The organism is Corynebacterium sp. HMSC073H12 (assembly GCF_001837775.1).
In the GTDB taxonomy this organism is placed as follows: domain Bacteria; phylum Actinomycetota; class Actinomycetes; order Mycobacteriales; family Mycobacteriaceae; genus Corynebacterium; species Corynebacterium amycolatum.
Genome location: NZ_KV834027.1, coordinates 239,086 through 257,367, shown reverse-complemented (window position 1 = coordinate 257,367; position 18,282 = coordinate 239,086). Strand labels below are relative to the sequence as shown.

Here is an 18,282-nt window from a genome sequence, read left to right as displayed (position 1 = left end):
CCTGGCTTATAAGGGCAGCGCCATAATCGTTGTTGTTTACGAGGGTTTTACCTATAGTGAAGGTATGCGACTCACAGATACCCTTGAAAAGGCATTCAACGACCAGATCACTATGGAGTTCACCGCTTCGCACGTCTACCGTCAGCTCGCTATCGAGCTGGACCTGCTGGATCTCTCCGGCATGGCAGAGTGGATGCGTGCACAGGCGGATGAGGAAGTCGATCACGCCAATCAGTTCATTAACCACCTTGACGCTCGCGACAATCGCCCGCAGATCGGCGCCGTCGAGGCGCCGGAGGTAAAGGTCACATCCGCTATCGATGCATTCCGCATTGCGCTCGAGCACGAGGAGAAGGTTTCGGCATCTATCCGTAACCTCCGCAACCTTGCTGACAGCGAAGGTGACATCGACTCTCGTCCGCTGCTGGATAGCTTCGTAGTTGAGCAGATTGAGGAAGAGGACACCGTCCGCGGCATCATCGGTCGTCTGGAAATTCTGGGTGACGATGGCGCTGGCCTGCTGCGCCTGGACAAGGAGCTCGGCGCTCGCGACGCAGCGTAACCTCGAGTTCAGTTCACAAATTTGATAGAAAAGACCGCTCCAGGGCTAAGTTCCTGGGGCGGTCATTTCTATTCAGCTGGAGTCTCAATCGATGGGCTTGGCGTCTAGTCAAACCTAAATTCGTGGAGCTGCCATGGGCTGATCATTCATAGTCCCAAGCGAGTGAGCTGCTCAGCAAAGCCCGCCGAATTGGAAAACTTGGCAGCCGAGCCGCCCGGTGGAAGACATGTCTTGCTACTTAAACACGGGGGAGCGGTAGGGCTCAATGAAATTGGTTGCTTGACTGAGGTTAAACGAAAACTCCCTCCCGGATGCCCGGGAGGGAGTTAGTCTGAGCGGATGACGGGACTCGAACCCGCGACCCTAACCTTGGCAAGGTTATGCGCTACCAGCTGCGCTACATCCGCAAATACGTTCGCCCATAAGGGCTTACGTGGTGCGCGATACTAGGATTGAACTAGTGACCTCTTCCGTGTCAGGGAAGCGCTCTCCCACTGAGCTAATCGCGCTGGGTTAAAAGCTATATGAAAGCTTTCATGCGCAACCCCCTTCTAAGAGAAGGGGGCTTTGCACTGAGCGGATGACGGGACTCGAACCCGCGACCCTAACCTTGGCAAGGTTATGCGCTACCAGCTGCGCTACATCCGCAAATACGTTCGCCCATAAGGGCTTACGTGGTGCGCGATACTAGGATTGAACTAGTGACCTCTTCCGTGTCAGGGAAGCGCTCTCCCACTGAGCTAATCGCGCAATACATCGAAACCGGTAAGGAATCTCTGCTGAGGTGGAAACGGGAATCGAACCCGTGTACACGGCTTTGCAGGCCGTTGCCTCGCCACTCGGCCATTCCACCGTGAGGCTGCCGCCTCAGTGGTTGCCTCGAAGTTATACCACAGGGCCTAACTTCTTGAGAAACCAGAGCGGATGACGGGACTCGAACCCGCGACCCTAACCTTGGCAAGGTTATGCGCTACCAGCTGCGCTACATCCGCATCGCGTTGCAAGAAGGGCGAAAAGAGAATCTCAATTGCTCCCTTGCGGTGCGAAAGATACTTTAGCGTGATTGTGCGATTGATTACAAATTACCAGGTGAACATCTGTATTGTGCCTGTGGGTGTAGGGCTAAAGACCAATCTTTGATGCCTCTGAATCGCAACAATGTCATTTATTCGCTTTCGCGGGTTTGTTACTGGACGGCTATCGAGTCGCTATCGTCATGGACTTCCATCGGTGGGGTAAAAAATCTTCGAACTGCGTAATCGCAAACGCAATGCAACTCAATTAGGGAAATTTCCAAAACGCGTGCTAACTTATTCCGCAGAGCAGCAAAGGCTTAGTGCTTTTCTGTCCGAGTCCCATAGCTCAGTGGAAGAGCGTTCCGTTCACACCGGAAAGGTCGCTGGTTCGAACCCAGTTGGGACTACCATTTAAAACCCCGGTCGACGCATCGTATAAAAACGGCGCGGCCGGGGTTTTGCTGTGTGACCTGAACTATATTCGTCCCTCTCGGGAACTTTTCTGGGCTACCATCCGACAATAGGTATAAGGGCAGCGGTCAGACTACTGCTGTTCTTCTCGAACTGTCCCGCTTAAAGGAGTTGAACTGTTCTAGTGAGTCCCCGGGTCGCTTCAGGCGAAACGTTTCGGTTCTCAAAGTCGGGTTTCCGACGTGCAGTAGCCGCCGCTGCGGCGCTTGCGGTCTTTGCCGGCGCATCCGTTATCAATGCAGCCCCTGCGAGTGCTCATGATTCCGTCCTGTCATCGAATCCAGGTGACAAGCAGGTTCTCGATGAATTTCCGCACCACGTTTCTCTCAAGTTCTCCGGCAACCCCAAGAACAATTTCAACACCGTTGCAATTAGTGATGCAGATGCCAAGGAAGTCCTGTACTCCCACGAGCCAGAAGTAGTGGGTAATGAGGTCTCTTTGGATATTCCTGAGGAGATTAATCCAGGGCCTGGCAACTACATTATTGGTTTCCAGATTACCTCCTCTGATGGTCACTCCACCCGAGGAAAGACCTCTTTCTCAGTGGCTGATCCGGATGCTGCTGGCGCAGCCGAAGCTGGGGCAGAATCTCGTCAAACCGGTGCGCACGCCGAGGAAACGAAGTCAATACCGCTATGGGCTTATGGCCTCGGTGGTGGACTCATCGTCATCATCGCCGCTGTCGTCACCGTTATTAATCGAAAGGCAAAATAGGCACATGAAGCTCAATCGCACTGCAACTGCACTGATTGCTGGTTCCGCAGCTCTGACCCTTGCTCTGGCAGGTTGCTCATCCGACGATAACACTGCTGCTGAGGTGACTGAGTCCGCAACCTCCACTGCGACCGAGGCTACTTCTGAGATGGACAAGAGCGATGCTGCTGTGCAGCTGGCCGATGCCTACATCAAGGAAAAACCGGCTGACAAGGGCATGACCGCCATCTTCGGTACGCTGACCAACAACACCGATAAGGACATCAAGGTTTCCTCCTTCAAGCTTGAGGGGCTGAAGGAGGGCACGAAGTTCGAGCAGCACGACACCAAGGACGGCAAGATGTTCGAGGTGCCGGAAGGTCTGACGATTCCGGCTAATGGTGAACTCGTTCTCGAACCGGGTAGCACTCACTTCATGATCATGGACAATGATGAAGCTATGGATGTGGGAGCTGAGTACAAGCTCGTCATTGAGCTTTCCGACGGCTCTAGCATCACCCAGGACGTTGAGGTTCGTGTCCAGCCGGCGGGTGAAGAGGACTACGGTAATGACGGTGACCTGAACAACCCAGAGCATATGGGCGGCGGTGAGATGGATCACTCGGGCCACTAATTCTTGTGACAAGTTGGTCAAGCAATGGCTCGTCGTAAAGCGGGCGTGAGCTCAGGTACGTCGAGGAATTGATTAACTGGATCTAATGGTGGCAGAAGCGCTGGAGTTGGCAGGTTATTGCGGCAAATGCATCGAACTCCGGCGCTTTTCTTTTTCCGAAAAAGGTTTTCGATACGGTCGAATTGGATAGGCCAGTGGTTGCGTTGAAGCCATTGAAAAATCGGCGGATTCCCAGCCACCTCATGTGCTCCAGTTCGAAGTAATCAGAAAGGTAAGAGTGCACAACATGTCCAAAGGCTTTTCCAGAAGGCGTTTTCTTGGCGGGCTCGGCACCGCCGCAGGAGCCTCAGCGCTCGCCCTGGGGGCGCCGGAAGCCCAGGCGATTGGGTTGGAACGTCCACAGGAAGAGCCGCCGAAACCGCCTTTGCAGACAGCAACCGTATCTTTTGATGGGGCTCATCAGGCGGGGATTGCGACGCCCGCACAGGCGAATCTATGGCTAATAGCCTTCAACGTAAAGAAGGGGGTCAATCGCAATCGTCTCCAAAATCTCATGCGTGCCTGGACCGATGACGCTCGCCGAATGACAGCCGGCAAGGCTACTCGAACGGACTTGGAGCCTGAGCTCATGGGGAGTCCGGCCAATCTGACTATCACGGTTGGATATGGGGAAAACTTCTTCACAATCATCGATAGGGAAGACCAGAAGCCCGAGTGGCTGGAGGATCTGCCAAAGTACGTTAACGATGAGCTCCGCCCGGAGTGGAACGGTGGAGACCTGTGCCTGCAGATTTGTGCGGATGACCCGGTAATGGTCTCCCATGCGGCCCGAATGATGATCCGAAATGCGGGCTCTTATTTGGACGTCCATTGGGTGCAAGTTGGCTTCCAGCACGCCAATGGTTCTAGGCAGGAAGGCGAGACCCCGCGCAATCTCTTCGGCCAGAAGGACGGTACGGTCAACCCACGCACTCGTGAAGAATTCGACAAGCAGGTCTGGATTGATAGTGGTCCTGACTGGTTGCGGGGCGGTACAGCGATGGTTGTCCGCCGTATCGAAATGGATATTCCAGGCTGGGACGTTTTGGACCGCGAAAGCCGCTCCGTTATTACGGGCAGAGATATCGGTACCGGCGCGCCAATAGGCGGTAAGGACGAATTTGAGACCGTCGACCTGGTGAAGACTGATGAATATGGTCTGCCTCTGACGGATCCGAACAGCCATGTCGCACTGTCAATGCCTCCGAAGGAGAAACCCAATCAGCGGATTCTTCGACGGGTCTACAATTACGACCTGCCGCCGGAACCGAATGGTCGATTCGAGACCAACACCGGCCTGGTATTCATTTGTTTCCAGAAGGACCCGTTGGAGCAATTCGATCCGATTCAGGAGCGGCTGTCAAAGAACGACCGTCTCAATCAGTGGATTTTCCACATTGGATCCGCTGTGTTTGTCATGCCGCGAGGAACTTCTGAGGAGGAGTACTGGGCGCAGGACCTTTTCGAGGCCTGAGTTTTGGCTGTGCGGTAAAGTGTGTGAACGACTGACGAAGGTCACCAGGTATGTGATTTTCGAAGACACTTTGAAAAGGAGTACACGCACGCCGTGTCAGAAGAATTTGCAACCCCAGCACCGTTTTCCGTGCCCGCAGGAGTTTCTGCGGGCGAGGCGATGAGAGACTTGGGTTTCCCGAACAAGGGCGTTGACGCCATCGTTTGTGTCCGCGACCCTGAAGGCAATTTGAAGGATCTGTCCTTTAAGCCAGAAGCGGAAACCGTCTTCGAGCCCGTTCCGGCGAATACTCCGGACGGTCGCGATGTCATTCGCCACTCTGCGACTCACGTGATGGCTCAGGCCGTGCAGTTGGAGTTCCCTGGAACGAAGCTGGGCATTGGCCCTGCCATCGACAATGGTTTCTACTACGACTTCCGTGTCGATGAACCTTTCTCGCCGGAGGATCTCAAGCGCATCGAAAAGCGTATGAAGAAGATCATCAAGTCTGGTCAGCGGTTCGAGCGCTTCGCGTTCGAGTCTGCTGATGAGGCGCAGGAAGCGCTTGCCGACGAGCCGTATAAGCTCGAGCTGATTGTTGAAAAGTCGGCTGGCAAGGTGTCCGAAGATGATGAGGCCAATGTCGATGTCGGTGGTGCAGGCACGACTTTGACCGGCTACCGCAACGTCAATCCGCGTACCGGTGAGACCGAGTGGTTTGATCTTTGCCGCGGCCCGCACGTGCCGACCACCCGCTACATCCCTGCTTTTAAGATCACGCGTTCTTCCGCTGCGTACTGGCGTGGTGACCAGTCTCGCGATAACCTGCAGCGTGTTTACGGCACTGCGTGGGAGTCCAAGGAAGCGCTTGACGAGTACCTTGACCGTATGCTCGAGGCTGAGAAGCGCGATCACCGCCGTTTGGGCTCCGAGCTGGATCTGTTCAGCTTCCCAGATGAGATTGGTTCTGGTTTCCCGGTATTCCATGTCAAGGGCGGCATCATCCGCAACGAGATGGAGCAGCATTCCCGTCGCCGTCATATCGAAGCGGGCTATGACTTTGTGAACACCCCGCACGTAACCAAGGGCGACTTGTTCAAGAAGTCCGGTCACCTGGACTTCTACGCGGATGGCATGTTCCCGCCGATGCAGCTCGACGGCGAATATGACGAACATGGCAACTGCACCAAGGCTCCGCAGGACTACTACGTCAAGCCGATGAACTGCCCGATGCACAATCTCATTTTCGCATCGCGTGGTCGCAGCTACCGTGAACTTCCGATTCGTATGTTCGAGTTCGGCACCGTCTACCGCTACGAGAAATCGGGTGTTATCCACGGTCTCACCCGCGCCCGTGGCTTTACGCAGGACGACGCCCACATCTACTGCACCGAGGATCAGCTGGAAGAAGAGCTCACTAGTGTCCTCGACTTCATCATTTCGCTTCTTCGTGACTACGGCCTGGATGACTTCTACCTGGAACTGTCTACGAAGGACGAAAAGAAGTTCGTCGGCTCGGATGAAATTTGGGAGAAGTCCACTGCAATTCTCCAGCGCGTTGCCGATGCTTCTGGCCTCGAGCTCGTTCCTGATCCGGGCGGAGCCGCTTTCTATGGTCCGAAGATTTCCGTCCAAGCCCGCGATGCTATCGGCCGTACCTGGCAGATGTCGACCGTTCAGCTCGACTTCAACCTGCCGGAGCGTTTCGAGCTCGAGTACACCGCACCTGACGGAACCAAGAAGCGCCCGATTATGATTCACCGTGCGCTGTTCGGCTCCATCGAACGTTTCTTTGGCGTCCTATTGGAGCACTACGCGGGTGCTTTCCCGGCTTGGCTGGCCCCGGAACAGGTTGTTGGTATCCCGGTTGCGGATGACTGTATCCCGCACCTGGAGCACTTTGCTGCACAGCTGAAGTCTCGTGGCATCCGCGTCCACGTAGATACGTCGGATGACCGCATGCAGAAGAAGATTCGCAACCATACCCAGGCCAAGGTTCCGTTCATGATTCTGGCTGGTGCCCGCGACATTGAGGCAGGTGCCGTCAGCTTCCGGTTCCTCGATGGCACCCAGATTAACGGGGTGGAAGTTGAGAAGGCTGTGGACATCATCTGTGATTGGGTTGCTTCGCGGAATAACGAACAGCCGAACAAGGAGAATGTCTCTGCTCTCTAGAGGTCGCTAACGCTCTCTAATTCGACCGCGTTGTTTTAACTGGTGAACCACGCGTGGTAATCCAAAGAAGTTGACCGCGAGGTCGTAAACTACAGCAGAGAAACATATGTGGTCGGGGTTCGAATGGGGCCCGGCCACGCAACGAAGGGGATGGCAGTGAATCAGTCGGGAAGTGAAGAGTTGCCTCCGCAGCAGCAGGGCAATGCCGGCCAGCAGGAATCGTCTGATGGCGTGTACGTCGACAGCGGTTACGGCGAACCGGATCGGCTCACCCGCTTATGGGCACCGTACCGGCTGGACTACATCGTCAAGCGTGGTGTGCATAACTCCAAGCCATCCCGTAACCCCTTCGTTGATTTGCCTCAGCAAAGCGATGAGGAAGCACTCATTATCGCTCGCGGCGAGTGGGTGTACGCCGTTTTGAATCTGTTCCCATACAATCCAGGGCACCTCATGGTGGTTCCATATCGCGAAGTCGCCAACCTTGAGGACTTGACCGACGAAGAAACGGCCGAGATGATGCGATTTGCCAAGCATGCGGTTCGTACTCTCAAATCGGTTTCGCGTCCGCACGCCGTCAACGTAGGTTTCAACTTGGGCAAGGCCTCCGGCGGTTCGGTTGCTGACCACCTGCACATGCACGTTGTGCCGCGCTGGTCCGGCGACAGCAATTTCATGACCGTGATCGACGGCACCAAGGTGCTACCCCAGGCGCTTCGTCAGACACGCGAATTGCTTGCCGACGGCTGGCGTGCCCTCAATCAGGAGGATGGGGCAGCATGCTGAGTGTCCGTGGCAGGGCTCCAATCCGCCCAGTAGTTGAACCGGTAGCCGCTGCACTTTTGCGGGTCGGGATTAGCCCGAACACGGTCACCCTGGTGGGAACTGCAGTTTCCGTTCTGCTTGCGGTAATCCTGATTCCTACCAACCATCTTTTTGCAGCTGCGGTTTCAATCGCTATTTTCACAGCTTTTGACCTTCTCGATGGCACGATGGCCAGACTTCGAGGGCAGGGAACGAAATACGGAGCGACGCTGGATGCTTCCTGTGACCGCATTACTGATGCTGCACTGTTCGGGGCGATAGCGTATTGGGTGGTGTATCACCATGACGCGGATTCAGTGCTGCTTATTCTGACACTGATTACCATGGGCTCTTCCCAGGTCATTTCCTACGTTAAGGCTCGGGCAGAGGCCAGCGCCCTTAAGGTCAACGGTGGTCTCGTCGAACGTGCGGAGCGCCTGATTATCGGTCTAATCGGTATTGGGCTCCAGGGGCTTGGCGTGGACTATGCCCTCTACGTCGCGATGTGGCTCCTGGCGATTGGGTCGGTATTCACCGTCGTCCAGCGCTTGTATATGGTGGCTAAGCAGCCAGGAGCGTTGGATCCCATCGCCCCGCCAGAAGGCACAGCTGATAGTTCATCTATTAACCCTGACTCTGCTCCGAAGTCCACGGGTTCGGCTGATTCCAACAACTAAAGGAGGATACAATGACTAGTTTCTTCCTGCCTCGCTCTAAAGATGATTTCGTTGCGCTCGGCTATATGGCCGGGTGGAAGATTTTTGGTCTGCTGCCGGAACGCGTGGCCTACCGTATCGGCAACATAGCCGCCGATCGTGTAGCAGTAAATCCCGCGACTACCCGCCAGCTTCGCAAGAACCTGGCTCGCGTTATGGGTTGTCCACCTGAGGAAGTGCCGCAAGGTCTTATTCGGGCTTCCATGCGTTCCTATCTACGTTATTGGGTGGAGGCATTCCGGTTGCCCTCCATCGCGTCGCCAGAGTTGGCAGACACGGTCGAATCCACAAGCGATGGGCTCGAACGAGTTGCTGAGGCCCTCGAGGCAGGAGATTCCATCGTCATCCCACTGCCGCATTCTGGTAACTGGGATATGGCAGGTATGTGGCTCGTTTCCCGCCATGGCCGGTTCAGTACCGTGGCGGAACGGCTGAAGCCAGAGGTGCTTTACGACGCTTTCGTGGAATACCGCGAATCCCTCGGATTCCGCATTCTCCCGCTTACCGGTGGCAAACCCGCAATGCCGGAACTGCAGAAGCGATTGGAAGACGGTGGCGTTGTGTGCCTGCTGTCTGATCGTGACTTCGGCGGCCACGGGGTCCCGGTCACTTTTTTCGGCGAGCAGACTACCATGCCGGTCGGTGCAGCAAAGCTGGCATTGGACACTGGCGCTCGGCTTATGCCCGCGGGCCTGTCCTACACGCGCGATGGCTGGCGTTTTGTAGCGCATCCTTTTGTGCCGACTGAGGGGCGCAAGCTAGCTGACATTGTCCAGGACATCGCTACTGTTTTTGAATCTGATATTGCCCAGCATCCAGCGGATTGGCACATGGTGCAGCCACTGTGGCCAGCGGATAAGAAGAGGTCAAAGTAGCCGTGCGAATCGGAATGGTGTGCCCGTACTCGTTCGACGTCCCAGGTGGTGTTCAAGCTCACGCGATTGACTTGTGTGAGGAGTTCATCCGTCGCGGCCACGAGGTCAGTCTTATCGGCCCAGCTAGCGCGCAGGCGGACGTGCCGGATTTCGTTGTTCGAGGTGGTGCCGCCATCCCGATTCCATACAACGGCTCGGTCGCTCGACTGTCTTTTGGTCCCCGCACCAGCCGTCGAGTCCGCACGTGGATTGAGGAGGGTAGCTTTGACATCCTTCATATCCATGAGCCGAATTCGCCCAGTTTTTCAATGCTGTCCTTAGTGAACTCGGTCGGTCCAATTGTCGCGACCTATCACTCTGCGGCGACAGACTCCCTGGCGTTGAAATTGGCCACGCCATTTTTGCGGAAGTACCTTGAACGCATTCGGGGAGGCATCGCTGTCTCGGAAGTGGCTCGTCGCTGGCAGGTTGAGCAACTCGGCGGCGACCCAGTTCTCATTCCCAATGGTGTCCGTGTTGGAGATTTCGAGTCCTGTCCGGCCGCCTCCTCGTTGCCCGAGATCCCGCCACGGCGTGAGGGGTTCTATCGGCTTGTGTTCCTCGGACGCTTCGACGAATCCCGCAAGGGCTTTGACGTTCTGCTCGACGCGTTGCCAGCAATATGTGCGGAGATTCCACAGCTTGAGGTCTGTGTTGTTGGTGATGGTGATGTCGCAGCAGCACGTCGTAAAGCGGGCAGAAATGCAGATGTCCTGCATTTCGTCGGCAGACTGTCGGAGGACGCTAAGGCGGCAATCCTCGCCGATGCGGATGCGTACATTGCCCCGCAGCGTGGTGGGGAGAGTTTCGGCATCGTGCTGGTAGAGGCGATGGCGGCGGGTGCGCCGGTAATCTCCAGCGACATCGATGCGTTCAGACTCGTGCTTGACGACGGCCATTACGGGCTCCACTTTGAAAACGGTAACTGCTCAGACCTTGCGGATGCAGTCGTACGCCTTTTGAGGCAGCCAAAGTTGGGGGAGGAGCTTCGCGCACTCGGGCATAAACGGGCTTGGGAGTATGACTGGTCGCAGGTCGCCGACGGCGTTTTGCGTGTGTACGATACGGTGCGCATGGATGGCGAAAAAGTCGTCATTGCGCCATAGAGATTTCCGTCGTGGCAACTGATTAAACGCAGCGGAGTGAAAGTGGGTTTTTCGGTGGACATAACCGTTCCAATCTGGGTCGTTGTCCTAGTCATTGCGCTGATTGTCGTGCTTGTTAGCGGTTTGGTGGCTTCATCGACAGCGACGCGTTTGAACCGTATGCACATTCGCACGGACTTGGCGCGTTCCTCACTGGAAGCAGCATTGGGTCGAAGGGCCGCAGTTGCTCGTGCCGCCTACCCGGAGCTCGCCGGCGTAGTGACAAAGGTGGAAGCCACACCACTTCGAGCCAACAACACTGGGCAGCGCGCAGACGTGGAAAACGAACTGACTAGGAAAATTGTGGCGCTCTATGAGGAACAACCTGTGGACCGGACGATGGCAATTGAGCTTTCTGACGCCCACACGCGGCTCGAGCTCGCCCGCCGTTTCTACAATGATGCGGTGACGGATACGAAAGCGCTGCGAGCCAGGCCGCTAGTGCGCGCGCTGCGCCTGGCGGGCACTGCACCTGAACCGGAATATTTTGATGTTGCAGACGGACTGACAACGGCTTAATTGTGGGAAAACCCGCCGTTGTGCTGGAAGTTCGTGGTGTTTTCTGACTCAATGAACAGCACTGTCTAGTTCAGGCGTTATAGTGTTAGACGACTACAAACAGTCATATTCACCAGTTTTATTAGGGAAGTAGGGTTCGTTGAGCACGGTTGAGAACAACTCCGGGCAGGGCACCGCACGCGTGAAGCGCGGTTTCGCTGAGATGATGAAGGGCGGCGTCATTATGGACGTCGTTACTCCGGAGCAGGCCAAGATCGCTGAGGATGCCGGCGCAACTGCCGTGATGGCGCTGGAGCGCGTCCCCGCCGATATTCGCGCAGAGGGTGGCGTGTCGCGTATGTCCGACCCGGACATGATTGAGGGCATTATCAATGCCGTCTCCATCCCGGTTATGGCCAAGGCCCGTATCGGCCACTTTGTTGAGGCACAGGTTCTGCAGTCTCTCGGTGTTGACTTCATTGACGAGTCCGAGGTTCTGACCCCGGCCGATTACTCGAACCACATCGACAAGTTCGACTTCACCGTGCCGTTCGTCTGTGGTGCGACCAACCTGGGTGAGGCTCTACGCCGCATCAACGAAGGTGCTGCCATGATTCGCTCGAAGGGCGAGGCCGGTACCGGTGATGTCTCCAACGCTGTGACTCACATGCGCACCATCCGCGCTGAAATTAACCGTCTGCGTTCCATGGCTCCGGACGAGCTCTATGTTGCTGCCAAGGAGCTGCAGGCGCCGTACGAGCTAGTACGCGAGGTCGCTGAGACCGGTAAGCTACCGGTCGTGCTGTTCACCGCAGGTGGCATTGCGACTCCAGCTGACGCTGCAATGATGATGCAGCTCGGTGCCGAGGGCGTCTTTGTTGGTTCCGGTATTTTCAAATCCGGTGATCCGGAGAAGCGCGCCAAGGCTATCGTGCAGGCAACCCAGCACTACGATGACCCGAAGGTCATTGCAGATGTCTCTCGCGGTCTCGGCGAGGCGATGGTCGGCATCAACGTCGACGAGATTCCGCAGCCGCACCGACTCGCTGAGCGTGGCTGGTAAAAATGGCTAACATCCGCGACGTATTAGATCTGGAGCAGATTGACCGGGACATTTTCCGTGGCCCAGTCATTAAGTCAATTCTGCAGCGCACTTTCGGTGGCCAAGTTGCCGGCCAGTCCCTCGTCGCGGCGACGCGCACGGTGGGTAATACCTTCGCGGTGAACTCCCTCCACGCCTACTTTGTAGGCCCGGGTCGCCCCCATATCCCGACGGTGTACATGGTCAAACGTATTCGCGATGGCCGGTCTTTCTGCCACCGCTCCGTCGAAGCTGTGCAAGATGGCCGTACGATTTTCGTCATGCAGGTCAGCTTCCACCGCAAGGGGGATGAGGGACTCGAGCACTCTGACGTGATGCGCAAGGTGCCAAATCCTGAAGATGTGGTCACCGACACCTCTGAGATGACGAACACCCGCCGCCTGCTTATGCGCGAGTGGGCGGATTGGGATATCCGGGTAGTGCCGGATGATCAGTTCGAACACAACAAGTACACCCCGTCCCAGCAGCTGGTGTGGTTCCGGTGCAAGGATCGCCTGCCGGATAACGAGACCTTCCACGTCTGCACGCTGGCGTACATGTCGGATATGACTTTGCTGTCATCGGCACTCGTTCCGCATCCAGGCGTTGAGGTCCAGGAAGCCAGCCTCGACCACGCGATGTGGTTTATGCGTCCGTTCCGTGCGGATGAATGGCTACTCTACGACCAGATTTCGCCATCGGCGCACGCTGGTCGCGCACTGACTCACGGTCGCATCTTTAACCAAAAGGGCGAGCTCGTGGCCGTCGTCACGCAGGAAGGGCTGACTCGAAGCCTGGCCCCGGGTGTCGAGCCCGTGCCAGTGGCGACGAACTTCGATGCTCGCAGTGAGAACCTAGATTAATGGCACAGGAAACAATCGGTATCCTCGCTCTTCAGGGCAACGTTGCCGAACACGGATATGTTCTCGACCAGCTCGGCGTGCCACACCGCAAGGTGCGCTTGCCTCGCGACCTCGAAGGGCTTAGTGGCCTTATTTTGCCCGGCGGCGAATCAACGACCATGAGCAAGTTGATGGTCTTCAATGAGCTTGAAGATCCGCTGCGGGAAGCCCTCCGCGATGGCCTTCCGGCATACGGCACCTGCGCAGGCATGATTTTGCTTGCCGACGAAGTGCTCGATACCCGTCCGGATGCCGTTAGCCTGGGAGCGATTGACATCACCGTCCGTCGTAACGCATTTGGCCGGCAAGTGGATTCCTTCGAAACTGACTTGGATATTCCGCAGCTGGCGATTAGCGGTGACCAGCCGCCTGTGCACGCCGCCTTTATTCGTGCTCCGTGGGTCGAGCGTGTCGGTGATGATGTTGAGGTGCTAGCGCGGGTGCCAGAATCGGCTGGAGAGACCGCAGGTACAGTGGTCGGAGTACGGCAGGGGGCTGCGATGGCCACCAGCTTTCACCCGGAGTCGACGGGGGAGACGCGGCTCCACGAGTTCTTTTTGCGAGAGCTTGTCGGCATTTAAATCCCCGGTTTGTATAATGAACACCTGACGAATTCCCATCTACATGGGTATTGACGAGAGGATTGGTAGGAACTAGCACATGGCGGGTCATTCAAAATGGGCAACCACAAAGCACAAGAAGGCTGCTAATGACGCCAAGCGCGCCAAAGAGTGGGCAAAGATGATCAAGAACATCGAGGTCGCGGCTCGTACCGGCGGCGGTGATCCGGCTGGTAACCCCACCCTCGATGACATGATTAAGAAGGCCAAGAAGGCCTCGGTTCCCAACGACAACATTGAGCGTGCCCGCAAGCGTGGTTCTGGCGAGGAGTCCGGCGGTGCTGACTGGGAGACCGTTGTCTACGAAGGCTACGCACCTGGCGGTGTCGCTTTGATTGTGGAGTGCCTGACCGATAACCGTAACCGTGCTGCTTCCGATGTGCGCTCGGCGTTCAACAAGAACAACGGCAACATGGCGGACAACGGCGCCGTGGCGTACCTCTTCGAAAAGAAGGGGGTCGTCGAGCTGCCGAAGGGCGAGCTGACCGAGGATGACCTGCTCATGGCGGTTCTCGATGCCGGTGCAGAGGAAGTCAACGACCTGGGTGAAAAGTTCGAGGTTGTCTCCGCCTTTACCGATCTGATGAATGTCCGCACTGCTCTTGTCGATGCCGAAATGGAGTACGACTCCGCAGATCAGGACTACCGCGCTTCTACCACAGTCGCTCTCGATGCCGACGGCGCACGCAAGCTCTTCCGTCTGATTGACGCTCTCGAAGAGTCCGACGACGTTCAGAATGTCTACTCCAACGCCGACATCAGCGACGAGGTCTTGGCAGAGCTCGACGACTAGGCGTTTTCTTGTCGGCGGTTCTGCTGACTGGCTTCTCGGCGTTAAAGGGTGCCCGTGGTAGGGCAGTCCGCAGCGCTGAATTGCTCGGCGAGCTGGTGTCAACAGAAAGTCCCCATCGGAAAGCAGTCCGATGGGGATTGGTTTTTATGGGCGTCCTAGGAGAACCACTGAGTCGGAGGTCCGGCCATGAGCAACAGTGTGAAGACCACCGCGAGAACAATCAAGATGCCGAACGCCGAGATAAAGGGGCGACGAATAATCATGGCGAGTGCCCACTCGAATATGCCCTGTGGCTCCTCGGATTCGTCGGTAAAGCGCCAGGGTCGATCCAGAAGACCTGCCTTCAAGGTGTTTCGTTCAAACGGATAGGTTGCGAATGGAATGATAGAAGAGGCGAGGCCGATGACACCGCGGCCAAAGCTCCACTGCTGGTTGATCCACACCATGATGGTGGTGACTACGTAGCACAGGAACGTAAAGCCGTGGATGCTGCCGAAGATAGTGGTGGCGACGTCAGTGACTTTGAACAGGTACTTCAGCGCCAGGCCTAAAAGCAGCAGAGCCCACGTGACCATTTCAGCTGCAGCGAGGACGCCGTAGAGCTTCTTCGGTGAATTCATGGTGTTAAACCTATCAGAACCAACGGTTGGTACTCCTTCTAGCTACGATACAAACAGCTGTTCGAAATATGGTATTAGTGGAGGAGTGAATTATCGAGCTGGATCTCTGCGGGTGATGGGCATCGACCCTGGCCTCACTCGTTGCGGTCTTTCCATTGCGGAAGGCGCTCAGGGTAGGAAAGTCATTCCCATTGCTGTGGGGGTCGCCCGCACACCAACCACGGCGTCGTTGGAGGATCGTCTTTTACGGCTTTCCAATGCCGTGGAGCAGTGGATGGATGAGTACGAGCCGGACGTGGTTGCGATGGAACGGGTATTCGAGCGCGGCAACGTGTCCACCGTGATGCAGACGGCGCACGCGGTTGGTGTCCTTGTCCTCGCTGCTGCGAGACGCGGTTTGGAAGTGCATATGTACACGCCATCGGAGGTAAAGAAGGCGCTTACCGGCAACGGTCGAGCTGATAAGAAGCAGATGACCATGATGGTGACGAGAATCCTTGGGTTGGAAACTCCGCCAAAACCTGCAGATGCAGCGGATGCTTTGGCCATCGCTATCTGCCACTGTTGGCGTGGTCCGGTTCTGCAACGCCAGCGCGACACCTTGGCTGCGCTTGCGAAGCAGCACGAGGAGCGGGAGTTGGAGCTTTCTCGCCGTGAGAATCCCTCGCGGTAGGGGAGCTTGCTAGATAACACTTGTGAGTTCGGCGTTTATCGCGGTGTCTTTCGGGAAGCCGTAGTGAAAGGAATTGTGAGAAGTGATTGCATCTCTTCGCGGTGAGGTTATCGACCTCGGTGCGGACTATTGCGTTATCGAGTGCGGTGGTGTCGGGCATTTGGTCACCATTACAGGCAGGCTAGCTTCCCAGCTGGTGAGGCATGAGCAGACTTTCATGTTGACCACAATGGCGGTTCGTGAAGACGCGATTACGCTTTTTGGTTTTGCCAATTCACAGGAACGTGAGATGTTTGCGCTCCTGCGCACTGTCTCGACGGTGGGGCCAAAGGTAGCGATGTCTGTTCTTTCGGTACTGTCGCCGGCGGAGATTGCCAATGCGGTCGCCTCAAAGAATGCCAAGGTCCTGCAGGCGGCTAACGGCGTCGGCAAGCGATTGGCGGAGCGCCTGTTGGTTGAGTTGAAGGATAAGGTCGAGGTTTTCGCGGACAGGGCGGTATCCCCGCCGGAGGAAGCTGCAAACGGAGCAGCGCCTGGCATTGTTTTGAAGGCAGATCTGGATCAGGTCGTTGGTGCTTTGGTCGGGCTTGGGTTCCCGGAAGCTGACGCGAATGAGGCAGCGGAGACCGTTGTTCGGATTGATCCGACCTTGGATACTTCAATGGCGCTGAAGGCGGCGCTAAAGACATTGGGCGAGAAGTAAATCCAGGTCGAGGACCTGCAGCTACATTGATGATGAAATTTGGCAGTGCACTAGGATGAGGGGACTATGAGCGATATCGAGCGCACGGAGTTTAACGTGTCGGGCAATCCCTTCAGGGACTCCTCTGGAGGGGCAGCCAACGACCATTTTGGCGGTGGGGGAAGTGGTGCACAACGTGATGTCGATGCCCGTGCTCAGGTCGAGGAAGTCGATGCGGAATCGAACCTACGTCCAAAGTCGTTAGGGGAGTTCATCGGCCAACCCAAGGTTCGCGAACAGTTGGATTTAGTGCTCTCCGGGGCACGGGGGCGAAATGTGACTCCGGACCACATTCTGCTGTCGGGACCTCCCGGGCTGGGTAAGACCACCATGGCCATGATTATTGCGCAGGAGATGGGGGCCTCCCTTCGAATGACCTCCGGTCCGGCGCTTATTCGCGCTGGCGATTTGGCAGCAATGCTGTCGAACCTGCTCGAGGGCGATGTCTTGTTTATCGATGAGATTCACCGTATTGCCAGGCCGGTGGAAGAAATGCTGTACATGGCAATGGAAGATTTCCGTATTGATGTCATCGTAGGCAAAGGTCCTGGAGCTACGTCGATTCCACTCGAGATTCCACCATTCACGTTGGTCGGTGCGACGACGCGTTCGGGTATGCTGACTGGCCCACTGCGTGACCGCTTTGGTTTTACCGCGCAGATGGAGTTCTACGAGGTCGAAGATCTGACAAAGGTGGTTACCCGTGCCGCTGGGATCCTCGGGGTAGACATCACCCCGGAGGCTGCAGTGGAGATTGCGTCGCGTTCGCGCGGTACACCGCGAATTGCCAACCGTCTGCTGCGTCGCGTCCGCGATTTCGCGGATGTTCACTCTGGTGGCGTTATTGATCTTGGTGCGGCCAAGGCGGCATTGATTGTCTTCGATGTCGATGAGCTTGGGCTTGACCGTCTGGACCGCGCAGTGCTGACGGCCCTGGTCAAGGGGCACGGTGGCGGCCCTGTGGGCGTGAATTCCCTGGCGTTGGCAGTGGGTGAGGAACCCTCGACTGTGGAAGAAGTGTGCGAGCCCTACCTGGTCCGTGCCGGGATGATTGCACGTACATCGCGCGGACGCGTGGCAACTGCCCGAGCATGGCGGCACTTGGGGCTGCAGCCCCCGGAGGGAACTATCGGAGAATAGCTTTCTCATCGACCCGCCCGGGTCAGTGTGGAATTGCTAGCTGGCAATTCGTTAAACTCGGCAGACATGAATCAAACTATTCTCCTCCTACTTATTTTCTTGTTCCTGGCGCTGCCAATTTGGCAGATCATCAAGCAGAACAAGCAGGTGCGCACCATCCGGGACATGCAGGATAAGTTGGCCCCGGGCGCGGAGGTCATCACCGGTTCCGGCATGCATGGTGTGGTCGTTGATACGACCGAAACAACCGTCGACCTAGTAATCGCTGACGGCATCGTGACCCGTTGGGAAAAGGGTGCCATTGCCCGCAACCTCACCACCGGTACCGGAGCTAGCTACGCTCACCGTGATCGACGCGGCCGTGTTTCCGATGCGCCAGATGACCACGTCGGCGATGTTCAAGAAATCACCGGTCACGGCCCGGCTGACAATAGAGCTTCGGACATCAATGAGCAGGTCGAGAACCCGAATACCCCGAGTAATCCGGATACCTCGGGTCCAGACGGATCCACTTCCACCGAAAAGCAGTAGCAGTTTTCGTACGCCCACGCCCTGCCGGTTTGCATGCATCCAAGCTGTAGCGTGCGCCG

At 56.6% G+C, this 18,282-nt stretch carries 19 protein-coding genes and 7 tRNA genes; 19 read left to right on the top strand and 7 right to left on the bottom strand.

The genetic code is table 11. The features are described 5' to 3' along the window. Window positions 1–64: 64 nt before the first annotated feature. Window positions 65–562, top strand: coding sequence for a ferritin (locus HMPREF2708_RS03290; protein WP_070832271.1), 498 nt, complete (start codon window positions 65–67; stop codon window positions 560–562). 334 nt (window positions 563–896) lie between these two features. Here HMPREF2708_RS03290 and HMPREF2708_RS03285 read toward each other — a convergent pair. From HMPREF2708_RS03285 to HMPREF2708_RS03260, 6 genes are all read right to left on the bottom strand, one after another. After that, window positions 897–969, bottom strand: a tRNA-Gly gene (locus HMPREF2708_RS03285). A 27-nt stretch (window positions 970–996) separates the two neighbouring features. Then, window positions 997–1,071, bottom strand: a tRNA-Val gene (locus HMPREF2708_RS03280). A gap of 66 nt (window positions 1,072–1,137) precedes the next feature. Next, window positions 1,138–1,210, bottom strand: a tRNA-Gly gene (locus tag HMPREF2708_RS03275). A gap of 27 nt (window positions 1,211–1,237) precedes the next feature. Then, window positions 1,238–1,312 (bottom strand) — tRNA-Val (locus HMPREF2708_RS03270). A 32-nt stretch (window positions 1,313–1,344) separates the two neighbouring features. After that, window positions 1,345–1,415: transfer RNA gene (locus HMPREF2708_RS03265), tRNA-Cys, on the bottom strand. 66 nt (window positions 1,416–1,481) lie between these two features. After that, window positions 1,482–1,554: transfer RNA gene (locus tag HMPREF2708_RS03260), tRNA-Gly, on the bottom strand. 359 nt (window positions 1,555–1,913) lie between these two features. Between HMPREF2708_RS03260 and HMPREF2708_RS03255 the strand changes: the two genes are divergently transcribed. The 14 genes from HMPREF2708_RS03255 (at window position 1,914) to HMPREF2708_RS03190 (ending at window position 14,517) form a co-directional block, all read left to right on the top strand. Further along, window positions 1,914–1,988: transfer RNA gene (locus HMPREF2708_RS03255), tRNA-Val, on the top strand. Window positions 1,989–2,173: 185 nt separating this feature from the next. Next, entirely contained in the window at window positions 2,174–2,764 is a 591-nt protein-coding gene (locus HMPREF2708_RS03250; protein ID WP_070832268.1) for a copper resistance CopC family protein, read from the top strand. A 4-nt stretch (window positions 2,765–2,768) separates the two neighbouring features. Further along, window positions 2,769–3,377 carry a copper chaperone PCu(A)C gene (locus HMPREF2708_RS03245; protein WP_070832265.1) on the top strand — a complete coding sequence of 203 codons (609 nt, stop codon included), beginning with the start codon at window positions 2,769–2,771 and terminating at the stop codon, window positions 3,375–3,377. Between the two features lie 286 nt (window positions 3,378–3,663). After that, window positions 3,664–4,890 carry a Dyp-type peroxidase gene (locus tag HMPREF2708_RS03240; RefSeq protein WP_070832262.1) on the top strand — a complete coding sequence of 409 codons (1,227 nt, stop codon included), beginning with the start codon at window positions 3,664–3,666 and terminating at the stop codon, window positions 4,888–4,890. A gap of 159 nt (window positions 4,891–5,049) precedes the next feature. Continuing rightward, window positions 5,050–7,044, top strand: a complete 1,995-nt coding sequence (gene thrS / locus HMPREF2708_RS03235) for a threonine--tRNA ligase (protein ID WP_246840322.1) — start codon at window positions 5,050–5,052, stop codon at window positions 7,042–7,044. Between the two features lie 150 nt (window positions 7,045–7,194). After that, window positions 7,195–7,830 carry an ATP adenylyltransferase gene (locus HMPREF2708_RS03230; protein ID WP_070832256.1) on the top strand — a complete coding sequence of 212 codons (636 nt, stop codon included), beginning with the start codon at window positions 7,195–7,197 and terminating at the stop codon, window positions 7,828–7,830. Beyond that, complete coding sequence (pgsA, locus tag HMPREF2708_RS03225) at window positions 7,824–8,525, top strand: phosphatidylinositol phosphate synthase (protein WP_070832253.1); 702 nt, start codon at window positions 7,824–7,826, stop codon at window positions 8,523–8,525. Before HMPREF2708_RS03230 ends, pgsA begins: the two co-directional genes overlap by 7 nt. Before the next feature lie 11 nt (window positions 8,526–8,536). Continuing rightward, window positions 8,537–9,439, top strand: a complete 903-nt coding sequence (locus HMPREF2708_RS03220) for a phosphatidylinositol mannoside acyltransferase (protein ID WP_070832250.1) — start codon at window positions 8,537–8,539, stop codon at window positions 9,437–9,439. Between the two features lie 2 nt (window positions 9,440–9,441). Continuing rightward, window positions 9,442–10,584, top strand: a complete 1,143-nt coding sequence (locus tag HMPREF2708_RS03215; protein WP_070832247.1) for a glycosyltransferase family 4 protein — start codon at window positions 9,442–9,444, stop codon at window positions 10,582–10,584. 54 nt (window positions 10,585–10,638) lie between these two features. Continuing rightward, entirely contained in the window at window positions 10,639–11,142 is a 504-nt protein-coding gene (locus HMPREF2708_RS03210; RefSeq protein WP_070832244.1) for an NUDIX hydrolase, read from the top strand. A gap of 139 nt (window positions 11,143–11,281) precedes the next feature. Further along, the gene (gene pdxS / locus HMPREF2708_RS03205; RefSeq protein WP_005511452.1) at window positions 11,282–12,184 is read left to right on the top strand and encodes a pyridoxal 5'-phosphate synthase lyase subunit PdxS; all 903 of its coding nucleotides are present in this window, start codon (window positions 11,282–11,284) and stop codon (window positions 12,182–12,184) included. Window positions 12,185–12,186: 2 nt separating this feature from the next. Further along, the gene (locus HMPREF2708_RS03200; protein WP_070832241.1) at window positions 12,187–13,065 is read left to right on the top strand and encodes an acyl-CoA thioesterase; all 879 of its coding nucleotides are present in this window, start codon (window positions 12,187–12,189) and stop codon (window positions 13,063–13,065) included. Then, window positions 13,065–13,685: a pyridoxal 5'-phosphate synthase glutaminase subunit PdxT gene (gene pdxT / locus HMPREF2708_RS03195; protein WP_070832238.1), complete on the top strand. Its 621-nt coding sequence runs from the start codon at window positions 13,065–13,067 to the stop codon at window positions 13,683–13,685. The genes HMPREF2708_RS03200 and pdxT overlap by 1 nt, the downstream gene beginning before the upstream one ends. 79 nt (window positions 13,686–13,764) lie before the next feature. Further along, window positions 13,765–14,517, top strand: a complete 753-nt coding sequence (locus tag HMPREF2708_RS03190; RefSeq protein WP_070832235.1) for a YebC/PmpR family DNA-binding transcriptional regulator — start codon at window positions 13,765–13,767, stop codon at window positions 14,515–14,517. 155 nt (window positions 14,518–14,672) lie between these two features. On the opposite strand, the gene HMPREF2708_RS03185 is transcribed toward HMPREF2708_RS03190, so the two are convergent. Further along, complete coding sequence (locus HMPREF2708_RS03185) at window positions 14,673–15,137, bottom strand: DUF3817 domain-containing protein (protein ID WP_070832232.1); 465 nt, start codon at window positions 15,135–15,137, stop codon at window positions 14,673–14,675. 115 nt (window positions 15,138–15,252) lie between these two features. Between HMPREF2708_RS03185 and ruvC the strand changes: the two genes are divergently transcribed. From ruvC to yajC, 4 genes are all read left to right on the top strand, one after another. Next, window positions 15,253–15,810 carry a crossover junction endodeoxyribonuclease RuvC gene (ruvC, locus tag HMPREF2708_RS03180; RefSeq protein ID WP_048731311.1) on the top strand — a complete coding sequence of 186 codons (558 nt, stop codon included), beginning with the start codon at window positions 15,253–15,255 and terminating at the stop codon, window positions 15,808–15,810. An 82-nt stretch (window positions 15,811–15,892) separates the two neighbouring features. Further along, window positions 15,893–16,513, top strand: coding sequence for a Holliday junction branch migration protein RuvA (gene ruvA, locus HMPREF2708_RS03175; RefSeq protein WP_070832229.1), 621 nt, complete (start codon window positions 15,893–15,895; stop codon window positions 16,511–16,513). Between the two features lie 66 nt (window positions 16,514–16,579). Beyond that, a complete protein-coding gene (gene ruvB, locus HMPREF2708_RS03170) occupies window positions 16,580–17,692 on the top strand; it encodes a Holliday junction branch migration DNA helicase RuvB (protein WP_070832226.1) in 1,113 nt (370 codons plus the stop codon). 66 nt (window positions 17,693–17,758) lie between these two features. Continuing rightward, complete coding sequence (gene yajC, locus HMPREF2708_RS03165; protein WP_070832223.1) at window positions 17,759–18,223, top strand: preprotein translocase subunit YajC; 465 nt, start codon at window positions 17,759–17,761, stop codon at window positions 18,221–18,223. Window positions 18,224–18,282 lie beyond the last annotated feature (59 nt).